Genomic DNA, 20,599 nt, shown 5'->3' on the forward strand with positions numbered 1-20,599 from the left:
ACATCGGCTGAGTCGAGGACCATGCGGGAGACGTTGATCGGACCCGTGGTCGTCGTGGTGGTGCAGCGCTGCCTCGGGTAGCCGGCCCCACACACCGGCCCGCGACCACATCATGAACCGACGGTGGACCGTTGACTTCCCCGAGCCATGAACAATCCAACGAGCGGTCACCACATGGGAAGCAGCCTATTTATCCAATTCCTCGTCGAGCCGGTCAACGAGGATCATCGCCACATCGTCCGCCAGGTGGCCCTGGGTGTGGCGGACCAATACCTGGTGCAGTTGTTCCAGGAACTCGGGCGGGGTGCGGTCGTTCAGCGCTTCCATGGCCTCCGGCAGAGCGAAGAATTTTTTCTCGCTGTTGCGGGCTTCTGTCACGCCGTCGGTGTACAGCAGCAGGCGGTCGCCGCATGCGAACGGATGGCTCTCCGCCTTGGCCGGAGGGCCGGTGATGAACTCTTCCAGACCAAGGGGCGGCAGTGGTGAAGCGGGCATCACGGCCTGAACCTTGCCTTCACTCAGCACCAGGGGAGGCAGATGGCCACGGTTGACGAACTCCACTACGGGCCCGTCCGGCACCTGAGCCACGAGCGCGGTGACGAACGATTCCGACTGATCTTCCTCAGCGCCCTGATCGATCCCGCGCGGCATGGCGCGCTCCCGTCGCAGCGCAGCCGCACAGTGGTTGATGACCTCCACCAGGTCCTCTTCATAGTGCACGGCCTCCCGGAAGGCACCCAGCACCGCTGCGGCCGAGCGCACAGCAGGAAGCCCCTTGCCGCGGACGTCTCCGACGATCATCCGGACCCCGTACCGGGTCTGCAGAACCTCGTACAGATCACCTCCGATCTCCGCCCCCGTCTCCGCCGCGATGTACATGCTCGCCGCCCGCACTGGTCCAAGTCGGTCGGGTACGGGCCGCAGCAGCACCCGTTGGGCCGCCACGGCAATCCGCCGAATCTGGTTGAGCTCGTTCTGCCTGTGAGTGTGCACCGCGCTACTGGTCGTGACACTGGCCGCGGAGACCAAGAAGAGAGCCAGAAAGTTGGTGTAGACCTGCTGGCTACCCCACATCTGGTTGTAGGTGGCGGTGGTAACACTGATGGCCAAAGCGAAAGCCGCTGCCGCGAAGGTGCCCTTGGGGCCCATCGCTACCGCGGCCAACGCCGGAGTCGCGGTGAGGAGGGGACCGGTGTACAGAAAGTGCGCAGGCGAGAGCTCGATGACCACCACCAGCACTGCGATCGCGAAGGGCACACACTCCGCCAGTGTGTAGAGGGCCCGGCTATGGCCGCCCGCCCCTGGTCGGGGAGAGGAGCGGAAGAGCAACCGCATGGATACAGCGTGCCTCGTCGCAGCTCCACCCTCCACTCGGCGGCGCCCATAGCGCCCGCCAACTCACACACCGAATCGCGATGGCGCCGGTTCCCCGGGGTGATCTGCACTGGTCGCGCCGCGCTATCGACTCGTTCCGATTTCTGCGCGCAGGCACAATGCACGCCGGCCAATCCTTGAGCACGCGCCACTTGACGCGATGCGGGCTGCGTACGCGACATGAATAGGGCGGGCCGTATAGGGCACCCGCCATCACGTGAGTATCCAGAACCGACCCCGATCTCCGGAACTTCCTGGCAATGGTGCTGAGCTTTGCACTGTGAATCCGCTGCCGGTCGGCTCGGCTTCCAGTGCACCGAACGGAGGAGATGATCGCCATGAACACATTCCCAGTCGCACTTGGCCGCGGAAGTGTGCCCAGCCTTGCCGCCGAGAACGAATGGCTCACGGGAATTGCCCCGTTTTTCATTGGGATCGTTGTGGTGGCCTTCTTGATCGGCCTGGTCGGCTGGGGGATCCGGCGAGGCCGTAGCGGGCCGCCCCGTCCCGATGAGCAGCCCCGACGCCCTGCACGTCAGACGCACATTGAGGAAACTCGTGAAGCCGACGACTTCGGCGGCGAGGGCGAGAGGCTCAGCCCGCATGAGCTGAGGGGTTTCGGGAACCAGGGCTCCCGGTCGGCTCCCGACAAGGACGTCGGGAAACGCGATGGCTGACGCCGAAGAGGCAGTCGCGGACAGCAATGCGAACGGCCACGATCATGCGGCCGTCCCCACGGTGGGTGTGGAGGAGGAGTACTTTCTCGTTCACCCCGGGAGCCGCTCCGTGGAAGCGGGCGGTACCAAGGTGGTCGCACGAGCTTCCTCCGTGATGGGCGATCTGGTCTCCGGCGAGTTCACGGAATACCAAATCGAAGGAAAGACACCACCGTGCTCCAGCTTCGCGGAACTTTTCAGCCGACTGGCCTGGATACGCGGTGCCGCCTCGGCAGCTGCCCAGGCCGAAGGGCTACGCCTGTGCGCATCAGGTACTCCGGTCATCGGAGGCAGCGGATCGGCCGAAATCGGAGACCATCCGCGCTATCGGGCCAGCGTGGACCAGTACCGTGCCATGCTCGACGACTTCGCCGTCTGCGCATTCCATACACATGTGCATCTGCCGGACCGAGAGCTGGGGGTACTGGTGAGCAATCACCTCAGACCCTGGCTACCGCTGCTTGTGGCGATGAGTGCCAACTCCCCCTTCCATCAAGGGCACGACACGGGATACGAAAGCTGGCGTTCCGTCGTCAGAGGGCGTTTCCCCTGCCTGGGGCCGCCGCCATACTTCGAATCCCTGGACCACTACGAGCGCCTCGCCGTCGCCATGCAGGAATCCGAGGCCATGTTGGACGCGGCCGTCCCTTTCTGGGACATCCGGCCGAACCCGCATCTGCCGACGCTGGAGATCCGGTCCATGGATGTGATGCCGGACATCGATGACGCCGCGGCCATGGCGGTCCTGATCAGGGCACTCGCGGTGACTGCGGCGGCACGGGTCCGGCGTGGCGACCCCGGCCCGCGCCCCAGCAGTGAGCTGCTGCGCGGGGCATACTGGCGCGCGGCGCGGGACGGCTGGTCGGGCAACGGCGTCGACGCGCTCACCGGCCGGATTCTCCCTGCCTCGGTGCAAGCCGCACGGTTGGTCGACCACGTCCGGCCCGCGCTGGAAGAGCGCGGGGACATGGACCAGGTGAGGGCATTCCTGCGGAGGCTGGCGGTACGGGGGTCCGGTGCCCAGCGCCAGCGCGCCTCTGCTGAATCGCGTCACGGTCTTGTCGGAGTCGTGGACGATCTCATCCGGCTGACGGTTGGCAGCGTTGCATCCGCCTCACAGCAAGCACCGTCCGGGTGCGACGTCAGCTTGCCGATAGCGTGATGACCCGGAGGCGACGGGACGTGCGCGACGCCGCCCGTACCCGCGCGTGAGCGGCCGCGCAAGGGGCAAACCGGGTGAAACAGTCCATAAATCGTTCCGCTCGATGTGAGAAAGCCGCCTCAGTGGGCACTCGCGGACTGTGACGGAATTGGCGGCTGTGAAGCACGAGGCGCCGCAAGCAACAGAGGTGACATGGATGCTCGGTCTGGAAAAGGATGACCGGGGCGGCCGTGTACTGGTTCCGCCCAGGGTCTACACCCCGCAGGAGGACACGCTCCTGCTCGCGCAGGCATTGGAACGCGAGCCACTGAGACCGGGTGCCGACGTTCTCGACGTGGGGAGCGGCGGAGGAGCCCTCGCCTTGGCCGCCGCCAGGCGCGGCGCACGCGTCACCGCGGTCGACCGGGCCTGGCGCGCCGCGCTGACCACCCGCCTCAATGCGGCCCTCGCTCGGCTGAGAGTGGAAGTGCTGCACGGCGACCTATTGGCTCCGGTCGAGGGCCGCCACTTCGATCTCATCCTCAGTAATCCCCCCTACGTGCCCGCACCGGGGCTTGGCCTGCCGCGACGCGGCCCCGCCATGGCCTGGGACGCAGGGCGCGACGGCCGGGCCGTGGTGGACAGGATCTGCGACGGGGCCGCCGACTTGCTCCGTCCCGGCGGGGCACTGCTGCTGGTGCACTCCGGGCTGTGCGGCGTCGCTCGGACACTGGCGCGTCTGAACAATGGGGGCCTGCGTGCGGCGGTGGTGGACCGCTGTTGTGTCCCCTTCGGGCCGGTGCTGAGCTCACGAAGGCAGTGGCTGGAGGACCAGGGGCTGATCGATCCCGGCGACCAGAAGGAAGAGCTGGTGATCTTCCATGCCCACCGAACCGACTGAGCCGACCGAACCGACTGTGCGGCGTCGCGTCACCCTGACGAAGGACGGCCCGATTCTTGTCGAGGGCCCCGTCGAAGTGGTTCTCGAGGACGGGGCTACGGCGGTGTCGGACCGTTTCAGCGTTGCGCTGTGCACCTGCCGACGCAGCCGGACGTATCCGTGGTGCGACACCAGCCACCGTCGCCGGGGGAAGCGGCGAGAACAGTGAAGGCTCCCGTGCAAAGCTCTGACGGCCGTCTGGCCGGGCCTGTCCTGCCGGAGAACCGAGGGGAGCTCTCCCACGGAGTCGTACGCGCACTGCGCGGCCGTCCCGGCCACCCCATGCCGGAGGGAGAGGTGGTGGCGTGCGCCGCTCCGTATGGGGACGACCTGCAACTCGCGCTTTACCTCTGCTACGAGCTGCACTACCGGGGGTTTTCCGGCGTCGACCCCGACTGGGAATGGGATCCCGGACTGCTGCGCCTGCGCGGGCAGATGGAGCGGTGCTTCCTTGCCGCGCTGCGCATGGATGTAGGGCGGCGCAGGGGGGTGCAGGAGGCGCTCGAGGACATCCTCGTCGAACCCCTCAACGGCACGGGAACGTCCCATTTTCTCAAGGACCGGGGCGAGTTGTGGCAGCTTCGCGAGTACGCGGCCCAGCGATCCCTCTACCACCTCAAAGAGGCCGATCCGCATGCATGGGTCCTCCCGCGTCTCTGGGGCAGGGCCAAAGCGGCGATGGTGGCGGTGGAGTTCGACGAATTCGGCGCGGGACGTGCGGAGCAAGTGCACGCGCAGCTCTTCGCCGATCTGATGGCGGATCTCGGCCTGGACACGTCCTACGGCCGTTATGTGAATTCCGCCGCTTCGGAGATGCTGACGAGTGTCAACCTGATGTCGCTGTTCGGCCTGCATCGGGCGCTGCGGGGCGCTCTGGTGGGGCACTTCGCAGCCGTCGAGGTGACGTCGTCGCCGGGCTCGCGCCGCATGGCTCACGCACTGCGGCGGGTCGGCGCAGGACCGGCCGCTGTGCACTTCTACGCGGAGCACGTTGAGGCGGACGCGGTGCACGAGCAGGTCGTTCGGCGGGATGTGATCGGCGGTCTGCTCGAAGAGGAACCCTGGCTCGAGAAAGAGGTGGCATTCGGCATCGACGCCACGGGCTGGGTCGATTCCCGATTCGGTGACCACCTCCTCTCGGCGTGGCGTCGCGGTCACTCCAGCCTGCGGAAGCCGCTGTGATACACCGGCCTGACTGCTGAAGGTGCCTGTGATGACCTTGAGCCATTCGAGGGTCGCTCGTCACGGTATGCAGCACGCCGTCCGGATCGCGCAGGGTCGCCTCCACGCCATAGGGGGCGAGGCCCAGCCCAAGGCGGAGCCGCCGTTTGCGCCGCTCCAGGGCAGGTGGTCATCGAGGCGCACCGGCTCGATGAGCTGGACACCCACCGCAATCCGATGGGATGCAAGGGGATCGGCCAAATCTGCATCGTCGGCACGGCGGCGGCCATCACCAAGGCCGTGCCGACCACGCCACCGGCATCCGCTTCCGCTAAGTCCCGCTGACGCCTGACCGGGTACTGGCCGGGATTCAGACGATTTGACGGCCACTGGCTGGACTTACCCGAAGGCCTCGCTGAGGGCGGGCAGCAGCGTCTTCGCCGACCAGTCGAGGAATTCGGGCTGGGTCTCGCCACCGATCTGTACCAGCGCTACGTCCGTGAAGCCCGCGTCGACGAACGGACGTACGGCTTCTACGAAGTCTTCGACGTCGTCCCCGCACGGAATGGAGTCGGCGACGTCCTCGGGGCGTACGAACCGGGTCGCCGATGCGAAGGAATCCGGATGCGGTAGTTCCGCGTTGACATTCCAGCCGCCTCCGAACCAGCGAAACTGTTCGTGGGCCCGCCGCACCGCCGCGTCCCGGTCGGTGTCGTAGCAGACCGGCAGCTGGCCGACGCGGGGCTTGCCCTCTCCGCCGTGCCGGTCGAACGAGGTCAGCAGGTCCGCTTTCGGTTCCGTGGCGACGACGAAGTCGGCGAGACGGCCGGCGAGGGAACAGGAACGCTCGCCCGACACGGCGATCCCGATGGGCGGAAGGTGGTCCGGCAGATCCCACAGCCGGGCCGAGTCCACATCGAAGTGCGCGCCGTGGTGGGTGACATGGCCTCCCTCGAACAGCGCGCGGATGATGCCGACCGCTTCCTCGAACATCTCATGCCGCACATCCACCGACGGCCAACCGCCGCCCACGACATGCTCGTTGAGGTTCTCCCCGGATCCCAGGCCCAGACGGAACCTGCCCTCGGACAGCAGCTGCATGGTCGCCGACTTCTGCGCCACCACTGCCGGGTGGTAACGGAACGTCGGGCACGTCACGTACGTCGTGAGCGGGATGCGCGAGGTCGCTTGAGCGGCCGCCCCGAGGACACTCCACGCATACGGGGAGTGGCCCTGCGAGCGTAGCCAGGGGAAGTAGTGGTCCGACGTCACCGAGAAGTCGAATCCCGCGTCTTCGGCCTGGACGACGTGGTCCACCAGCTCGCGGGGGCCTGCCTGCTCGGTCATCATCGTGTATCCGATTTGCACCATGGTCAGTGAATTCCCGTGTTCGTTGGAGTGGTCAGCGGCTACTCGCTGTGCGGCGCCGCTTCGTGTTCGGCTTCGGAGATCTCGTGGCCGGGGGGCGAGCAGCGCGCCGCCGATCTCGCGGTGGGAGGGCCACCGCCTGCAGCACCCGGCCATCGGCCGCAGGTTCCATGCGTGTCCGCCCGAGGAGCGGGGCCGTCCGCGTCTCCCGGCGGTTTCGTGCGTCGCGGGGCCGCCAGTGCCGCGGTCCCAGGGTGGCGAAGCCGTCGACACTGGCCACCAGGTCGTCCGCCGTCTCGCGAGCCTCGTCATCGGCCGGACGCATCCCTGAGCCCCGCAGCATGCACGGCAGGGTGCGGTCGAGCATGGTGCCTCCAGGAGTCCGTTCCGCCGACGCCTCGTCCGGCCCCTCGTCTTGGCCGGTTTCCTCCCACAGAGCCTTTGACACTTCCCGGACGCCGACGGGCCGTCCGCGCGCGCTGTCCTTCGTTCAGGGCAGCCGTCTACTCCGACTGGCTCTTGCTCGCGCCTCGCATGCGTTCGTACCACCTCCTGGCGTCGCACCCGCCCTCGGGGCCGCTGCGTGCCTGGATACGGACGTGACGGCTCAGGAGCACCCTGTCGTGATGTGTGAGCACGCCCGGCGGCCGGTGGCATGGAACGAGCCGAGCGGGGCCGTCAGTTCCAGCGGACGTTCCGCCAGGGGCTGCCCTCGTTCTCCATCAGGATCCGGTGGGACGACAGCGCGTCCTCGTAGTAGGGGCCGTACTCCTCGTCGTCGAAGCGCAGCACCCTGCCCAGCACATAGCCGGCGCAGAAGTCCTGCCACGACCCGTACGCCGCCTTGGCGAGCGCGCCCGCGTGCACGATGGCCTGCTCCGCCTCATGGGGTGTGCAGAACCGGGCGGCCAGCCCCCAGCGGGCCACGGAGGGCGCCCGTCCGTAGTCGTACGCGGCGGCCGTGGCGACGATGCGCACCGCAGGCCAGACCGTGGGCCAAGGCGCCCTGCAGCGGGCCGCCCGCGTGCGTGGCCAGCAGCCCGCGGGGTGGGCCGCCGTTCTCGGTGGTCGCCTTCAGTCATGCCTGACGGTGGGACCGCTTGGCCTCGATGCTGACGGCACACGGCGTGCCCGTGCGCTCGCGTGGTGGACCAGTGCACCCACTCCGGATGCCAGGGCGGCAGCATGCCCGCCGTGCGGACGGAGATGCTCCACTTGCCGGTCTGGAGGTCCTTGGCCGGAACGAACGGGACGGCGGAGCCGGGGGTGTCCGCGTAGAGCCGGCCGACCGGCAGGAAGAGCGTCGCGCGGGCGAGCACACCCAGTTCCGCCTCGACGGCGCCGGCCGCCCTTGCTTCGCACAGCAGTTGCTCGGTCTCTGTCGGCGGGACCCACCCTGTTGTCCTCGTTGTCACAGGCTCGATCTTATGAACTGCCCCCACGGTGCCGGGTCAGGGGGTCACTGCACGTATGCGTCCGGCTCCTGCGTTTCCGGCTCGGCTGACCGGTCAAAGCGCGGTGGTGGCGCGAGTCAGGGTCCACAGGGTGAGCCACCGGTCGACACCACAGATCCTCGCCGCCACACGATCGGGGCGGCAGAGCGAATCGTCCGCACTCCGGCAGGACAAAGGTCACCGCGGGCCGCACAACCGCTCAAGGGGAACCTGCGCCCAGACGTGACGGCTTGGGCAAGCTCCCGACGAAGTCCAGCGAGTCATCCCGCTGTTCCGCCATGACATCGGTGCCCACTGTGAGTCCGGGAGGCAACCTCTACGGTCCGCCGACCATCCTCCATACGCGACGACTTGCAGAGTTACGCAGCCGGCCCGCACCTCAGCACCATGGAGAGAGATGACAACGGTTCATACTTCGGTCGTCGTACCCTGCTTCAACGAGAGTGAAGTGATCGACGCCTTTCACACGGCGCTGGTCGCTGCTCTCGAGTCGACTGGTACTGCCTTTGAGATCTGTTACGTCGACGACGGCAGCAGCGACCACACCCGTATCCACCTCCGGGACCTTGCGGCAGCGGATTCCCGCGTGCGCTACACCTCCTTCAGCCGTAACTTCGGCAAGGAGTCGGCGATGCTCGCCGGGCTGAGGATGTCCGACGGCGAAGTGGTCGTCCTCATGGACGCCGATCTGCAGCATCCTCCGGAGCTTGTGCCCCGCATGCTGGAGCTGCATCGGCACGGCTTTGACCAAGTCGTCGCCCGGCGCGACCGTGTCGGAGAAGGCGCGGTTCGCAGGACGCTCAGCCGCGCGTACTACGGTCTGGTGCGCCGCTTCATGGAGGTCGAAGTCGTCGACGGGGCGGGCGACTTCCGGCTGCTGTCGCGCCGTGCTGTCGACGCCGTCCTCTCCCTCCCGGAGAGCAACCGATTCTCCAAGGGGCTCTTCTCCTGGATCGGCTTCGACACCGTCAGCTTCACCTACCAGAATGTGGAGCGGGCGGCCGGGCAGTCCAAGTGGGGCGGCCGGCGCCTGCTCAACTACGGCATCGACGGGCTGCTCTCCTTCAACAGCCGCCCACTGCGCATGGCGATACACACCGGACTCTGGCTCTTCCTGTCCGCCCTCGGCTATGCGCTGTGGATCATTGCGAACGTCTTGCTCGACGGGGTGGACACGCCCGGTTACGCGACCCTGATCACTGCCATCGTCGCACTCAGCGGCATCCAGCTCGCCACGCTCGGTGTCATCGGCGAGTACGTGGGACGTATCTACCACGAGGCGAAGCGGCGGCCGCACTATGTGGTCCGGGAGACAAACGTCTCTCACGCGGCGGCCGCCTCCGCGTCCGACCTCAGGGACGCTCTGTCGAGTAACGGTGTCACCCGCAATTGAGTTCGGGGCGTGCTGGCATGGTGGTTCGTCGTTTGGCGGGTGGTCAGCAGGCGACTGCCGCAGCTCGGCGTTGGTGTGCTCGACGCAGATCCGGGCTGATGACTGCGGGCGCCGCGCTTCGCGCCAGGCGTGCTTGTCGGTAGGAGAAGGGCGCGATGGCCTTCCAGCTGTCCTCTGTGGCCATGCCGGCCCCGATGGCTTCAAGGGCTGCGCAGGCCGCCGGGAACCAAGGCTCGTCCTTGCGGAACCGCGCGGTCTCGCGCCGGGTCTTCCCGGTGATCGCGATGCCGACGGCCGCCCTGGTCAACGGCATGCGACTTCGGACGCCTCAACACAGCCCCCCCACGATCAATCGTGGGTGCGACCGTAAGTGACCTTGTCCAGGTGGTAGTAGTCGGCGACACACTGCGCCGGCCAGATCCTGCGGCCCTGGTTGCTGAAGGGCTCCAGCATCCTGGCGACCGAAACGGGCGTGTACGGCGCAACCTTGGCGCCGTCCGCCGCCTGCTCGCGCAGATACCGGTCCTGACGGTCCCACTTCGCGGCCCGTACCTCCATCGCGTCCCCGACTCCGTTCAGCGGGCCGACCAGTCCCAGCACGGCCGCGGCGCAAACCGCCGTGGCCGCCGCGGTCGCCACCCCCGTACGGCGTCCACGCAGCCGAAGCGAGCGCCCGATGAAGGCACCGACGCCGACCAGCAGCATGACGTAGAGCAGGAGGTAGTCGTTCCAAGTGCGTTCCGTCGTCACCACGTCTGCTCCGAAGACGGGGTAGGTGATGACGGTGCACAGGTAGCCGGAGACCAGGAAAGCGGCCGCGCCAAGAGTGGTGAGCAGCAGCGGGCGGCAGGGGAGCAGGACGGCGGGTCGCCGAGCCTGGCCGCGTGCCAGCAGACCGAGCAGTACCCCGGCCGCGACAGCTCCGGCGTACTGCCAGGTGGTGAGGATCGTCTCGAGGATCTGCGCATATCCCCGCAGGGAGCCCAGCAGCGACTCGGGGGCGAACATGGATGCACGGTCGGCGCCGTAGTGCTCGCGGCGATTGCGCGATCCAGGAGATGTCACCAGCACGACCGTGCCGATGGCGATGCCGGCCATCCCGAGCAGCGACCAGCGGCGTGCGAAGGCTTTTACCCGCACGGTGAAGACGCGGTGCGCGAACAGCACCACAGATGACAGCACCACCAGGGCGACGACCGACGCCTCTTCGGAGAGCGTGCCCATGAAGACGCCTGCCGTGAACACGAGGGCCAGGGCGGCCATACGGCTGCGGCGGCCGCCTGCGCGCAGCAGCGGGATGGCGACAGCGCAGGCGAGTACCGGTGCGACTGTGTGCGAGACGGAGGCCGCGGGCCAGTAGAACGTCTTGTACGTATTGGGGGTCGCGAAGAGGAACACCGCGGTGATCATGGACGTCAGGAGCAGCGGGAGACCGCGCGGCACCTCCAGATCGGCCCTGCGCAGGAGTTGAACGGTCAGCGCCCACAGCAGCGCCAGCATGAGCACGCCGCTGATCAGCCCGAACCACTGGTGCCCGGCGACGGGGAACTGCGCGTACAGCCCGACCAGCAGGCCGTTGCCGACCCGTCCGTTGTCGGTGAAGTAGAACTTCCCGATCAGCCCGGAGATGCCGTGGTCACGCACGCTCGGCAGGAAGCACCACTCGTCCGCGCTCGGGCGCACGTGCCGGCCGATCCACGAGGCCATGACGAGCAGACCGAGCGGCAGCAGCGACAGAGCCAGAGGCCAGGCGGTCCGCCATGACGACGAGATGTCCTGCCCGCCGCTCCATCGCTCATCACCGGACTCCTGGTTCCGCTCTCGTGCGACGCTCGATGCGTCGACGGCCATATCAACACTGCCTTTCGGGAAAGCACTGGTACGTCACCCTAGAGGTGAATTCTGGATGTGCCGTTCCATCTCCGGCGCGGCAAGATCGACGAGTCTCTGCAGGGCCGACCATCTGGCGGCCGCCTGGCAGGCGGCGTAGGGGCGTCAGCCGGACCCGCTGTGACGTACTCCGGCACGGCCGGCCCTGGTCCCCGTGGGTGCCCAGTACACCGACCGATTACGCCGAAGCCGGAGACCCGTCGTCCAGGGGTGGCCGTGGTAATGGCCGCCGTGTTCCGTAACTCTTCGTCACTTCTTTGCGGCGACCCCGTAATTAACGGTTGGAGGAGAGGGTGCGGTCTCCGCTTCCGCTCAGCGGAGGCAGGGGCGGCCCGGTTTCCTGGCATCGGTTGCCAGGGTGATGGCGGTGTCGAGCCTGTCCCGGGCGTTCACCAGATCACTGATCCGCTTGTCGATGCGGTCGCGCTCGGCCGAGAGCCGGTCGAGCAGCTCCAGTGTCACGGCGTCGGTCTCGATGCAAGGCAGCAGTTCCACGATCGTCGTGCTCGGCAGGCCCGCGGCGTACAGCTGCTGAATCAGGTGGACGCGGTCGGCGGCGCTGTCCGGATAGTGCCGCTGACCGCTGGGGCTGCGTTCTGCGGTGAGCAGGTTCTGCTCCTCGTAGTACCGCAGCGACCGCACGCTCACGCCCGTTGCGGCGGCGAGTTCGCCATGCGCATAGTCGTCCAGGTAGGCGCGTGCTTGCTTCAGGACGTCCCGCAGCCGGGCTCGTTCGACCGCGACCGTGGCTCCCTCGGGATCGTGCTCGTCGTCGTGGAAGTCTGTCTGTGCTGCTCAGGGGCCTGTTCTTGAGTGTGATCCGCACGCATCAGCACGCCGCCGGGGCCTGCACAGAAGGGCCCCGTCAGGCGAGCCCACCTGACCGCCGACAGCCGGTGCCGGACGGGTCAGCCGTGATGCACAGCCCTGCGGTCACCTGTGCTTCGCCGTTGAAAGTGCATCACCGGGCATGCGGCGGCCAGACATGCTGCGAGGTCCGCGGTGTCCGCGGAGTCGGCGGCGGGGAAGAGCGCCCGGACTTCCTTGCCGCGCGCGGGCACCCGGCGTATCTGCAACGCGCCGCCTGCCTCGCGGGCGAGGCTGTCGACGATCATCAGGCCCCGTCCGCATTCCTGTCCGGGATCGCCCGTGGGCAGGGGCTGCGGCAGGAAGGGGTGCTCGTCGTGCACTGCCAGCGCCAGCGTCGTCCCGGTCCTGGTGAGCATCACTGTGGTTCGGGCCGAATGCGGGATGGCGTGCCGTGCGGCATTGCCGACCAGCTCGGAGATCACCAGCGCGGCCGTGTTCAGCCCGTCCTCGTGCAGCCCCCAGTCCCGCAGGACGCAGGTCGCCCTCTTTCGGGCGACGGGGACCTCAGCGGGTACCGCCGGCACGGTGAAGGTGTAAACGGAAACGGCGTTGCCCGGCCCGCGGCGAGAGGCCGCGACACGGTGTGCGATGGTGCCGCGCCGCGCCGTGGACGGATTCAAGACGGTGGTTCGCATGGCGATGTCCCGGTGGATTTGCTCGGCAGGGTTTCCTGCGGCTGTTCAACCGCGCCCTCGGGCGTGCTCTGGCCAGCGGCGCGCCACGCTGCGTCAACCGCTGCACACGATCGGCTCCACAAAGCACCCCGACCGTTGTTCGACATTGCCGAACCCTAATCGCGTTCCGCCTGCGGGACAAGGGGTCAGTTCGACGCATATGTGTCCCACTCGGCAGCCCGCGCCTCGCACGACGGCGTCGGCGTCACCGCCGCCCTGAAGCGCCGCGCCACCTCACGGTCACCGGCCCCGCCTCGATCAACTCGGCCGAATCCAGGTGCACCCGCTCACGCCGAGCCCGCTCCTCGACGTTCAACTCCGGCGGAGATCGGCGACAACCGGCGCCTGGTCGGCGGGGGCCAGTGCCGCTCCCGCCACAGTCAGGCAGGACCCCCGAGCCTCGCCTCCGCCGGGCATTCCGGGCGGAGGGCCGGGCGCTGACCGGGGCGGCGTGGTTGTCGCTGAAGAGGGGGGTGCCAGTCCGGCGAGCGGCCGAGAGCCGCCAGGATCTTCTCCAGTGTGCCCGCGTCGTCGCCCGCGGTCAGCCCCGGTCGGAAGGCACTGCCCGGGGCGAGCCGGGAGTCGCCGTCCGGGATGGCGCGGGCTATCGGCAGTGCGGCCCCCAGGAGTTCGGTGCCGGGTGCGTACGTGATGCCTAGGGTGCGGGCGACGTCCCAGCTGTGCACCACGTAGTCGATGAGGTGGAAGCCAATCGCGCGGGCGGCGGGGAAGGTCTGAGCCCGGGTGAATTCGGGGAGGGTGAACTCGCGGTCGGGGCCCTCCAGGGTCGTGAACACGGCGATGACGTTCTCGGCAGCGTCGCCGTAATGCGTGACGGGATCCTCGCCGAGGGGCCGGACCGACCAGTGCGACAGGTCCTGCCCGTGGCCAAGCGCCGCCGCCGCGAATCCGTGGTGCTGGGCCGTCATGTGGGCGAGCAGATCGGTCAGTGTCCACGCCGAGCAGGGGGTTGGCCTGAGGAGATCGCCGGGGGTCATCCGGCGTATCAGGTTCACGCTGTCCCGGACCGCCTGGGCGTTGAGGCGCCGGAGGCGCTCGAAGTCCGCGTGCGATGCGGGCACATGCGCATGATTCATATGCATGTGCTTACGATCTGCGTGAGCATATGAAGTGTCAACGGGTATTTTCTTGACCATGGCCGAGAATGCAGCCGACAGTGGCACCACATCCGGGGGGCGGCCGACCCGTCCCGATCTGGCGGCGATGATCGTGCCCCTGGGCCGTGCGCTGATGGCAGCCGAACAGCCGATCCTCGACGCGCACGGTCTGACGATGTGGGCGTACTCGGTACTGCTGCACCTCGACGAGTCACCGATCCGCACTCAAGCGGCGCTGGCCGAGGCCATCCGGGCGGACAAGACCCGCATCATCGCCGTCCTCGACGACCTGGAGGCACGGGAGCTGATCCGCCGTCAGCCGGATGCCAAGGACCGACGGGTACGTCTGCTGTCGCTCACCGCCGCGGGTCAACGGCTGCGGGATGCGGTACAGGCTGCGATCCAGCAAGGCGAGGAGCAACTGCTCACCCAGCTGCCGGCCGCCGACCGCGCCGGCTTTCTCAAGGGGCTGCAGGCCCTGTCCGCGCTGCCGGAACTGACGTCGCGGAAGCCTGGACGGGGCTCGCTGCAAGCCTCGGCTGGACCCGGCGCCGACAATCCCACTTGAGGTGGAAATGGTCATGTGCTCGGACTGGCTGGGAATGTGCGGCGTCAGGGACTGCCGGCCCCGTGATGTCACGCTCGCTGTCCGATGCGGGGGAAGGTGTCAGGGGTGAAGATCGGTGTGCGACACCGTGTGAGCCGGCGGGGCTCTGTCCTTCCCGGGAATGGGGCTGTGCAGACGCGTTGCCGCCGCAGGTATGACTGGAACAGGTAGGGGAATCCACCCCCACCCGGCACTTGGGGGACTGAGTCGGTGCGCCTGCAGCGGTGTTGCTTCCTCACCGGTGACGCGGTCCATTGTCGGAGGGGGATGGCATCGTGGGTTCCGCCGACTGACCAAGGGGGACTGACGGACGATGGGTGACTTCTTCGAGCGGATCGTCGATGTCGAGGTGACGGCCGAGGAGGCCGGGGTGCTCGCGGAGCGGATGGTCGACTGGATGGTTGCCGAAGGCCTACTCACGCGCGAGATGTCCAGTGACGCGATGTACAGCCTGAACGTGGACGAGGGCTATGTGCCGGGCCCCAACTGGAAGCGGACTGCGGAAGATTGGGGTTCGGACTGGATACCGGGCCCGGTGGCCGTCATCGTCGGGCGGGATGACCACATCGGGGGGCAGGGGGAAAGCGAGCCGGAATCCGCCACGTGCCCACGCTGCCGGACGAAGACCGTGATCATCAACTATCCGGAGGAGTGGGAGGCGGACGAGGAGGCCTGGCAGCCTTTCCAGGACGGCATCGATGCATGGCGGGAAACGGGGGAGGGGAGAGCCCTCTGTTCCTCCTGCGGCGTGTCCGTTCCGGTCACCGAGTGGGAGTGGCCGACCGGCTTCGCCCTCGGGGCGCTCGCCTTCGACTTCTGGGGGTGGCCGCCGCTCACCGACAGCTTTTTCGCGGAGTTCCGTGAGCAGTTGGGGCACCGCTCTGAAGAGCACATGGGCAAGTTCTGATACGCGCCATCGGTACCTGTGGCTGTGTCTGTTTCGTCAGGTTCTGGCCCAACTCCTTCGGGACGTTGCACGAAAACAGGCCCGACTCTTCGGGGGTGGCTGACAGCCAGGTATCTACCGGAGCAGCGCCACTTCCGGGGCTGCCAGGCAGTCAGGTCCAGGGGAGGGCCGAGCCCACCACGATGAGCGTGGCTACGGCGCCGGCCCGCCGCTGATGTCCCGTCGGCGACCGATCAGTAGCCGATCGTGAAGCGGCGCTGGACGAAGCGGGGCAGTTCCGCCTCGTCGACAAGTGCGACGGCGGCGTCCTCCATGGAGATGCTGCTGCGCCCGTCGGCGTCGAGGACCGGCTGGTCGCCGCCGATGCGGAACCGGCCCGTGCGCCGGCCGGGAGCGATGTTCTCCGCGGGGCTGAAGTAGGTCCATAGCCGGTTGGACGTGCGCAGGACATTCAGGGCATCCCGATGACCGCGTACTGCGGCGGCGTACTCTCTCGGAAGTCCGAGCAGATCGAGGCTCTCGTGCAGGTGCTCGTCGGAGTCCGCCCGTACTGATCCGGGTTCGACCTCCAGGCTGCCGGCGCCGCCGATAACTATCAGCCGGGTCCGGGGGTGGCTCTCCAACGCCTTCAACAGCGCCTGCGCGGCGGTGGCGTAGACCGTGGGATCGGCGATCGAACGCTCCACGGTATCCGCGATGTTCTTGGCGCCGTTGCCGGGCTGGAATCCGCTGATCAGTATGTCCAGGCCGGGGACGACCGCGGCGATACTGCCGGCGTCGAGGACGTCGACGCTCTTCCAGGCGACGTTCTCCCGGTCCTCGCTGATCCGCGTGGCGTCCCGGGTGAACGCCGTGACGTGGTGCCCGCGGCCGAGGGCTTCGGTGACGACGCGACTGCCGATGCTGCCCGTGGCTCCGATGACTCCGATGTGCATGGCTCTCCCTTGCTGTGACGGCGTGCGAAAACTATACGCCGTGAAGTTAAGATACGGCAATCAATCTTGAGACGCTGTAGAGTGGCGCCGTGGAAAGCGCGACTGTGGGAAGCACAAGGGGACGCCGCGAACGGCTGCGAGCCGCGACGACGGCGGAAATCAAGCAGGTCGCACTCGAGTTGATGGCTTCGGGTGGGCCCGACGCGATCACGCTGCGGGCCATCGCCCGCGAGATGGGCATGACCGCCAACGCCATCTACGGTTACTTCGCCACCCGCGACGACCTGGTCACCACGCTGATCAACGACGTGTACACCTCGCTGGCCGACGCCGTGGATGCCGCCTGGGACACTGCCCCCGCCAAGGGCCCGTCCCGCCGGATCCAGGCATGGGCGTCCGCCTTCCGGGACTGGGCCCTGGCCAACCCGGAGGGCTTCCGCCTCATCTACGGCGATCCCGTACCCGGCTACCGAGCCCCAGAGGGCGGCGCCGCACCGGACGCCGCGCACCGGGTCTGCACCGGCCTCACCGCCCTCGCAGCTGCCGCCTGGCCGCACGCCGAACACCTCTACACGGACAGCGACTTCCAGTGGTCCGACTTCGATGCCGGCCTGCTCGGCAAGGTCCGCCCGGCATTCCCTGACCTCCCCCCAGCCGCCGTGGCACTCGCCCTGCGCATTTGGGGCCACCTGCACGGCCTGGTGTCACTGGAGGTCTACGGCCATCTGCATACCCAGACAATCAGCCCGGACAAGCTCTTCCGCGAGGAACTGGCCCAGCTCGTCCGGTCGTTGGGTATCGCGCCGAAGGGCTGACGGCCCTTTCCAACAGGCGAACCTGTGGCAGTGGACCGAGCCTCCGCGGCACCAGTGGTGGCTCGACCACGCCCGCATGATCTTCTACGTGGTTGTGCGCTACGACGCCGGCGGGTTCGCCGATCTCGAGCCCAACGACAGCGTGTACGCGGCGCCCTGCCCACATTCTGTGCAACCGGCAATGCCGAGGAGAAGTGCGAAATCTAAACGCCCTGGACAGGGGACAGGTTCTCCTCCGCGCCCGCGCTCGTGGCAGCGGTACTCCTGTCCGTGCGGGTCGCCGAGCGGCAGGCGGCAGCCGCGCGTGTGCGCAGAGCGGCCCTGCGTGCGGCGGCCTCCCGCCCGCGCAGTGCATATCTGCCGCATCCGCGCCACTGCGACGGTGACACGCGTGCTCGCTGCCCGCTGTGGGCGATCATCGCGTTGACCGATGTCAGCGGGTCCGAGCCCATCGCCTTGGCCAGCAGCATGCCGGCCGCCAGTGGCAGCAGGACAACGGCCAGCGCCGTGCCGGTGTTGGTGACGTGCTGCATGCGGGGGTGGCGCGCGGCGTCAGGAGTCATGGTTCTCATTCGACCAGCAGCGGCGCTGGTGGGAATCGGCCGACGTACTCAGCCCGTCCGGGCTGACGTACTCACACTCGGCCGGACAGTACTGGGTGACAGCAGCCGGCTCCCTGGGGGCACGATGCAGCTCGGTCTACCCCGACGACCGAATCTTGGACGCCGACGTCCTTGCACACGTGCCTCACGTCCGGTCCGCCGGCTCATTGCTACGGCAGAGCCCAGTCACGAAGGGTGCGGACGAGACCGGCACGGCCAAACTGTCGAGCCGCGCCCACGGCTCGCACGTAACCCGTTCCGACCGGATCAGCACACACTCGGACTCGCAGCTGACAGCATCGGAGAAATACCGTCAGAAGAGTCCATCCGGCATGCGGCGCATTCGCTTTCCGTAGCCTCGAAAGCCAGCTGAACGAGGGCAGAACGCGCTGCGTGAGGCGTACGAGTGCGGCCTGTGCGAGTGCTGCCGAGGATGGGAAAGCCATGTCTGATCTGCTGGCAGCTGCAGCCGCCGTTACCCCGTTCGTGACCGCAGCAGCGGCCAGCTTCGCCGGCACGCTGGCCCAGTCGGTACAGAACCGACTCGCGGACAGTGCCGTGGAGCGCGGCCGCGCCCTTCTCGGCGGACTGCTGCGCAGGCAGGCCGATGCCTCGGCGGGGAGCCCGGAGGAAGCAGCTGCCGCCGAAGCCGTCGCCAACCTGACAGCAGGCGACCGGCTGGTACTGGAGACGGCGATCGGTCGGTGGCTGGCGGAGGGTCCGCTGACGGGCGAAGCCCTGCTCACTCACGTACGACGGGCCATGGAGTCGAACCGGCCCGGTGACACCATCACGGTGACGTCCCACGGTGAAAACTCACCGGCTATCGGCCGGATCACGCACGCTGACTTCCACTTCGGCCGTCGCCCGGACGGTGGAGCCGCTTGGTGACTCCCCACCGCTCCACCGACACCTATCACGTGAACTCAACAGGCTCTGGATCGCTGACGATCGGCAAGGTCGGCAGGGTGGTCCTCACCCTCTTCACAGGTGATGTCAGCGAGTTCTCCGGCAGAGCCAAGCGCTGGAGCGGCTGGAACTGGCCACCTTTCTTTCTGGTACTGGCACTGGGCGCCACAGCGCTGATCGCGGGGCCAGCCGGACCGGCGCGTCAGTTCTCCTGGGTGTACGCGGCCATCGGTACGGCCGTGGTGCTGTCCTTCTGCCGGGTCGTGGGCGTGGTGGGCAACAGCCGCTCGCCCGTACCGCGTGCGCTCGTGCAAGGCTTCGCCCTGCTTCTCGCGGTCCTGGGGCTCGTGGGAATGGATCATCTCGCCGAACACGGCGAGATCGACGTCACCGGACGCACGCACCTTTCCCCCACGGGCCCGATGACGCACACGTCCGCCGCCCAGATCGTCGTCGACGGCTCCGCGCAACGCTCCTGGCTGCGCCTGACGCTGGCGGTCGAGGACGCCGATCCGCTGCAGCAGTCCTGCACGCCCGAGAGTGAACTCACGCTGCAACTCATCGGGGGGAGCAAGACAGGCCGGGTCGAGGGGGTGCGCGCGGGGACGCCCGTCGATCTCCCACTCGGCGGCTCGCGCACCGAGGTTCGCGTCCAGGTCATCCTGTCCGCCGAAGAGGGCTGCCTGCTAGCTGTTTCCGTCGCCAGTGCGGCGTTCCACGACTGAGGGGGAGACCATGTCTCGCACACCGCGCCCATGGCCGGCCGGCAAACCGCCACGACGGCCGTCGGCCTGCGTCGCGGCCGCGCTTGCCGTGGCGGTCACCGCTGCCCTTACGGCCTGCGGCCCGCCGTCGGGCGAGCCACACTTCCTCGGTGCCGAGAGGGTCACCGTTGCCACGCACAACGATCTGCCGGGGATCTCCTATTCCGAGAACTATGACCGTTCGGGCATGGACTATCTGCTCTTCGAGCGCGTGAAGGAGGAATTGGGGGTCCCGTTCAGCCAGCCGGTCGACGTTTCGTCGGGGGACCGAATCGCTCAACTGGAGGACGGCACGGCGGACATGGTGATCGCCTCGTTCTCCATCACGCCGGAACGGATGCGCAAGGTTGATTTCGTCGGTCCCTATTTCAAGACTCGCCAGGGATTTCTCGTGGGCTCAAACGGCTGGGACATCACGGCGCTTGAGGACCTGCGAGGCAAGCGGGTCTGCACCTGGGACGGCACCACGTCGCAGGAGGCGCTGACCAACCTCAAGGGGATGGGCGTGGTCGTGCAGGTCCTCGACGACGCCTCCGACTGCATCGAGGCCCTGGTGGACGGTCAGGTCGCCGCTGTCTCGACCGACCAGGCGATTCTTTACGGATTTGCCCAGCAGCACGCTGCGGACAACCTGCGCGTGCTCCCCGGGCTCACCATCGGCGCGCCTCAGCTCTACGGAATCGGGCTGCCCAAGGGGCATCGCGCAGACTGCCGGAGACTGGCCACCTGGCTGAAGAAATTCGTGGGCACCAGCGAGTGGATCGGGGACATCGTGACGTCCCTGCCCGGGTTGCCCATCGCGGACCCCGGCTGGATCAGCACCCACAAGCCGAGCGGCCCCTCGATCGACGCCCGCTCCTGCCGCGACAAGCCGAGTCCTTGAGGGGCTCGACCGTCCCACTCCGCCCTCGGACACGCCCTTGGCGCACCTTGCCGATGCTGTCGAGTTACCTCGGGTGAG

General features: G+C 67.8%; 23 protein-coding genes. 13 read left to right on the forward strand and 10 right to left on the reverse strand.

Annotated features, from left to right (window positions below):
- Positions 1-186: 186 nt before the first annotated feature.
- Complete coding sequence (locus tag AB0D12_RS23435; RefSeq protein ID WP_362686095.1) at positions 187-1,257, reverse strand: PP2C family protein-serine/threonine phosphatase; 1,071 nt, start codon at positions 1,255-1,257, stop codon at positions 187-189.
- 455 nt (positions 1,258-1,712) lie between these two features.
- Between AB0D12_RS23435 and AB0D12_RS23440 the strand changes: the two genes are divergently transcribed.
- From AB0D12_RS23440 to AB0D12_RS23465, 6 genes are all read left to right on the forward strand, one after another.
- Positions 1,713-2,051: a DUF6479 family protein gene (locus AB0D12_RS23440; protein WP_362686365.1), complete on the forward strand. Its 339-nt coding sequence runs from the start codon at positions 1,713-1,715 to the stop codon at positions 2,049-2,051.
- Positions 2,044-3,252, forward strand: a complete 1,209-nt coding sequence (locus AB0D12_RS23445) for a glutamate--cysteine ligase (protein ID WP_362686099.1) — start codon at positions 2,044-2,046, stop codon at positions 3,250-3,252. The genes AB0D12_RS23440 and AB0D12_RS23445 overlap by 8 nt, the downstream gene beginning before the upstream one ends.
- Positions 3,253-3,448: 196 nt before the next feature.
- Positions 3,449-4,132: a HemK2/MTQ2 family protein methyltransferase gene (locus AB0D12_RS23450; RefSeq protein ID WP_362686102.1), complete on the forward strand. Its 684-nt coding sequence runs from the start codon at positions 3,449-3,451 to the stop codon at positions 4,130-4,132.
- A complete protein-coding gene (locus AB0D12_RS23455; protein ID WP_362686105.1) occupies positions 4,113-4,340 on the forward strand; it encodes a CDGSH iron-sulfur domain-containing protein in 228 nt (75 codons plus the stop codon). The genes AB0D12_RS23450 and AB0D12_RS23455 overlap by 20 nt, the downstream gene beginning before the upstream one ends.
- An 8-nt stretch (positions 4,341-4,348) precedes the next feature.
- On the forward strand, positions 4,349-5,353 hold the full coding sequence (locus AB0D12_RS23460) for an iron-containing redox enzyme family protein (protein ID WP_362686108.1): 1,005 nt from the start codon (positions 4,349-4,351) through the stop codon (positions 5,351-5,353).
- Between the two features lie 165 nt (positions 5,354-5,518).
- A complete protein-coding gene (locus AB0D12_RS23465; RefSeq protein WP_362686377.1) occupies positions 5,519-5,677 on the forward strand; it encodes a hypothetical protein in 159 nt (52 codons plus the stop codon).
- A gap of 54 nt (positions 5,678-5,731) precedes the next feature.
- Here AB0D12_RS23465 and AB0D12_RS23470 read toward each other — a convergent pair whose 3' ends face one another.
- Complete coding sequence (locus AB0D12_RS23470) at positions 5,732-6,703, reverse strand: LLM class F420-dependent oxidoreductase (protein WP_362686110.1); 972 nt, start codon at positions 6,701-6,703, stop codon at positions 5,732-5,734.
- Positions 6,704-7,378: 675 nt separating this feature from the next.
- Positions 7,379-7,678, reverse strand: coding sequence for a DUF1266 domain-containing protein (locus tag AB0D12_RS23475; RefSeq protein WP_362686113.1), 300 nt, complete (start codon positions 7,676-7,678; stop codon positions 7,379-7,381).
- Between the two features lie 873 nt (positions 7,679-8,551).
- Between AB0D12_RS23475 and AB0D12_RS23480 the strand changes: the two genes are divergently transcribed.
- Entirely contained in the window at positions 8,552-9,547 is a 996-nt protein-coding gene (locus tag AB0D12_RS23480) for a glycosyltransferase family 2 protein (RefSeq protein WP_362686116.1), read from the forward strand.
- Positions 9,548-9,590: 43 nt separating this feature from the next.
- On the opposite strand, the gene AB0D12_RS23485 is transcribed toward AB0D12_RS23480, so the two are convergent.
- From AB0D12_RS23485 to AB0D12_RS23505, 5 genes are all read right to left on the reverse strand, one after another.
- Positions 9,591-9,860, reverse strand: a complete 270-nt coding sequence (locus AB0D12_RS23485; protein WP_362686119.1) for a hypothetical protein — start codon at positions 9,858-9,860, stop codon at positions 9,591-9,593.
- Positions 9,861-9,895: 35 nt separating this feature from the next.
- On the reverse strand, positions 9,896-11,398 hold the full coding sequence (locus AB0D12_RS23490) for a DUF6056 family protein (protein ID WP_362686122.1): 1,503 nt from the start codon (positions 11,396-11,398) through the stop codon (positions 9,896-9,898).
- Positions 11,399-11,749: 351 nt separating this feature from the next.
- Entirely contained in the window at positions 11,750-12,127 is a 378-nt protein-coding gene (locus AB0D12_RS23495; protein WP_362686368.1) for a MerR family transcriptional regulator, read from the reverse strand.
- A gap of 218 nt (positions 12,128-12,345) precedes the next feature.
- Positions 12,346-12,942 carry an ATP-binding protein gene (locus AB0D12_RS23500; protein WP_362686125.1) on the reverse strand — a complete coding sequence of 199 codons (597 nt, stop codon included), beginning with the start codon at positions 12,940-12,942 and terminating at the stop codon, positions 12,346-12,348.
- A 419-nt stretch (positions 12,943-13,361) separates the two neighbouring features.
- Positions 13,362-14,084 carry a TIGR03086 family metal-binding protein gene (locus tag AB0D12_RS23505; RefSeq protein ID WP_362686128.1) on the reverse strand — a complete coding sequence of 241 codons (723 nt, stop codon included), beginning with the start codon at positions 14,082-14,084 and terminating at the stop codon, positions 13,362-13,364.
- A 52-nt stretch (positions 14,085-14,136) separates the two neighbouring features.
- Here AB0D12_RS23505 and AB0D12_RS23510 point away from each other — a divergent pair, with 52 nt between their 5' ends.
- Both AB0D12_RS23510 and AB0D12_RS23515 read left to right on the forward strand, forming a co-directional pair.
- Complete coding sequence (locus AB0D12_RS23510) at positions 14,137-14,667, forward strand: MarR family winged helix-turn-helix transcriptional regulator (protein ID WP_362686131.1); 531 nt, start codon at positions 14,137-14,139, stop codon at positions 14,665-14,667.
- A gap of 352 nt (positions 14,668-15,019) precedes the next feature.
- Positions 15,020-15,613, forward strand: coding sequence for a hypothetical protein (locus tag AB0D12_RS23515; protein ID WP_362686134.1), 594 nt, complete (start codon positions 15,020-15,022; stop codon positions 15,611-15,613).
- Positions 15,614-15,846: 233 nt separating this feature from the next.
- Here the strand turns inward: AB0D12_RS23515 and AB0D12_RS23520 are convergent, their stop codons facing one another.
- Positions 15,847-16,548, reverse strand: coding sequence for an NAD(P)H-binding protein (locus tag AB0D12_RS23520; RefSeq protein WP_362686137.1), 702 nt, complete (start codon positions 16,546-16,548; stop codon positions 15,847-15,849).
- A gap of 89 nt (positions 16,549-16,637) precedes the next feature.
- On the opposite strand from AB0D12_RS23520, the gene AB0D12_RS23525 reads away from it, so the two are divergent.
- On the forward strand, positions 16,638-17,363 hold the full coding sequence (locus AB0D12_RS23525) for a TetR/AcrR family transcriptional regulator (protein ID WP_362686140.1): 726 nt from the start codon (positions 16,638-16,640) through the stop codon (positions 17,361-17,363).
- 203 nt (positions 17,364-17,566) lie between these two features.
- On the opposite strand, the gene AB0D12_RS23530 is transcribed toward AB0D12_RS23525, so the two are convergent.
- Positions 17,567-17,926, reverse strand: coding sequence for a hypothetical protein (locus tag AB0D12_RS23530; protein WP_362686143.1), 360 nt, complete (start codon positions 17,924-17,926; stop codon positions 17,567-17,569).
- A 483-nt stretch (positions 17,927-18,409) separates the two neighbouring features.
- On the opposite strand from AB0D12_RS23530, the gene AB0D12_RS23535 reads away from it, so the two are divergent.
- From AB0D12_RS23535 to AB0D12_RS23545, 3 genes are all read left to right on the forward strand, one after another.
- Positions 18,410-18,856 (forward strand): hypothetical protein, encoded by a 447-nt coding sequence (locus AB0D12_RS23535; protein ID WP_362686146.1) that lies wholly within the window; start codon positions 18,410-18,412, stop codon positions 18,854-18,856.
- Positions 18,853-19,599, forward strand: coding sequence for a hypothetical protein (locus AB0D12_RS23540; protein WP_362686149.1), 747 nt, complete (start codon positions 18,853-18,855; stop codon positions 19,597-19,599). Before AB0D12_RS23535 ends, AB0D12_RS23540 begins: the two co-directional genes overlap by 4 nt.
- Positions 19,600-19,687: 88 nt before the next feature.
- Positions 19,688-20,521: a transporter substrate-binding domain-containing protein gene (locus tag AB0D12_RS23545; protein WP_362686152.1), complete on the forward strand. Its 834-nt coding sequence runs from the start codon at positions 19,688-19,690 to the stop codon at positions 20,519-20,521.
- Positions 20,522-20,599: the final 78 nt, after the last annotated feature.

Origin of the sequence: Streptomyces sp. NPDC048479 (assembly GCF_040651435.1) — a bacterium.
Classification (GTDB): domain Bacteria; phylum Actinomycetota; class Actinomycetes; order Streptomycetales; family Streptomycetaceae; genus Streptomyces.

Bases quoted from the DNA above. Each gene is read 5' to 3' on its own strand.
- AB0D12_RS23440 (WP_362686365.1), top strand. From the start codon at position 1,713: ATGAACACATTCCCAGTCGCACTTGGCCGCGGAAGTGTGCCCAGCCTT.
- AB0D12_RS23445 (WP_362686099.1), top strand. From the start codon at position 2,044: ATGGCTGACGCCGAAGAGGCAGTCGCGGACAGCAATGCGAACGGCCAC.
- AB0D12_RS23450 (WP_362686102.1), top strand. From the start codon at position 3,449: ATGCTCGGTCTGGAAAAGGATGACCGGGGCGGCCGTGTACTGGTTCCG.
- AB0D12_RS23455 (WP_362686105.1), top strand. From the start codon at position 4,113: ATGCCCACCGAACCGACTGAGCCGACCGAACCGACTGTGCGGCGTCGC.
- AB0D12_RS23470 (WP_362686110.1), bottom strand. From the start codon at position 6,703: ATGGTGCAAATCGGATACACGATGATGACCGAGCAGGCAGGCCCCCGC.
- AB0D12_RS23480 (WP_362686116.1), top strand. From the start codon at position 8,552: ATGACAACGGTTCATACTTCGGTCGTCGTACCCTGCTTCAACGAGAGT.
- AB0D12_RS23485 (WP_362686119.1), bottom strand. From the start codon at position 9,860: ATGCCGTTGACCAGGGCGGCCGTCGGCATCGCGATCACCGGGAAGACC.
- AB0D12_RS23490 (WP_362686122.1), bottom strand. From the start codon at position 11,398: ATGGCCGTCGACGCATCGAGCGTCGCACGAGAGCGGAACCAGGAGTCC.
- AB0D12_RS23500 (WP_362686125.1), bottom strand. From the start codon at position 12,942: ATGCGAACCACCGTCTTGAATCCGTCCACGGCGCGGCGCGGCACCATC.
- AB0D12_RS23505 (WP_362686128.1), bottom strand. From the start codon at position 14,084: ATGCATATGAATCATGCGCATGTGCCCGCATCGCACGCGGACTTCGAG.
- AB0D12_RS23510 (WP_362686131.1), top strand. From the start codon at position 14,137: ATGGCCGAGAATGCAGCCGACAGTGGCACCACATCCGGGGGGCGGCCG.
- AB0D12_RS23515 (WP_362686134.1), top strand. From the start codon at position 15,020: ATGGGTGACTTCTTCGAGCGGATCGTCGATGTCGAGGTGACGGCCGAG.
- AB0D12_RS23520 (WP_362686137.1), bottom strand. From the start codon at position 16,548: ATGCACATCGGAGTCATCGGAGCCACGGGCAGCATCGGCAGTCGCGTC.
- AB0D12_RS23530 (WP_362686143.1), bottom strand. From the start codon at position 17,926: ATGACTCCTGACGCCGCGCGCCACCCCCGCATGCAGCACGTCACCAAC.
- AB0D12_RS23535 (WP_362686146.1), top strand. From the start codon at position 18,410: ATGTCTGATCTGCTGGCAGCTGCAGCCGCCGTTACCCCGTTCGTGACC.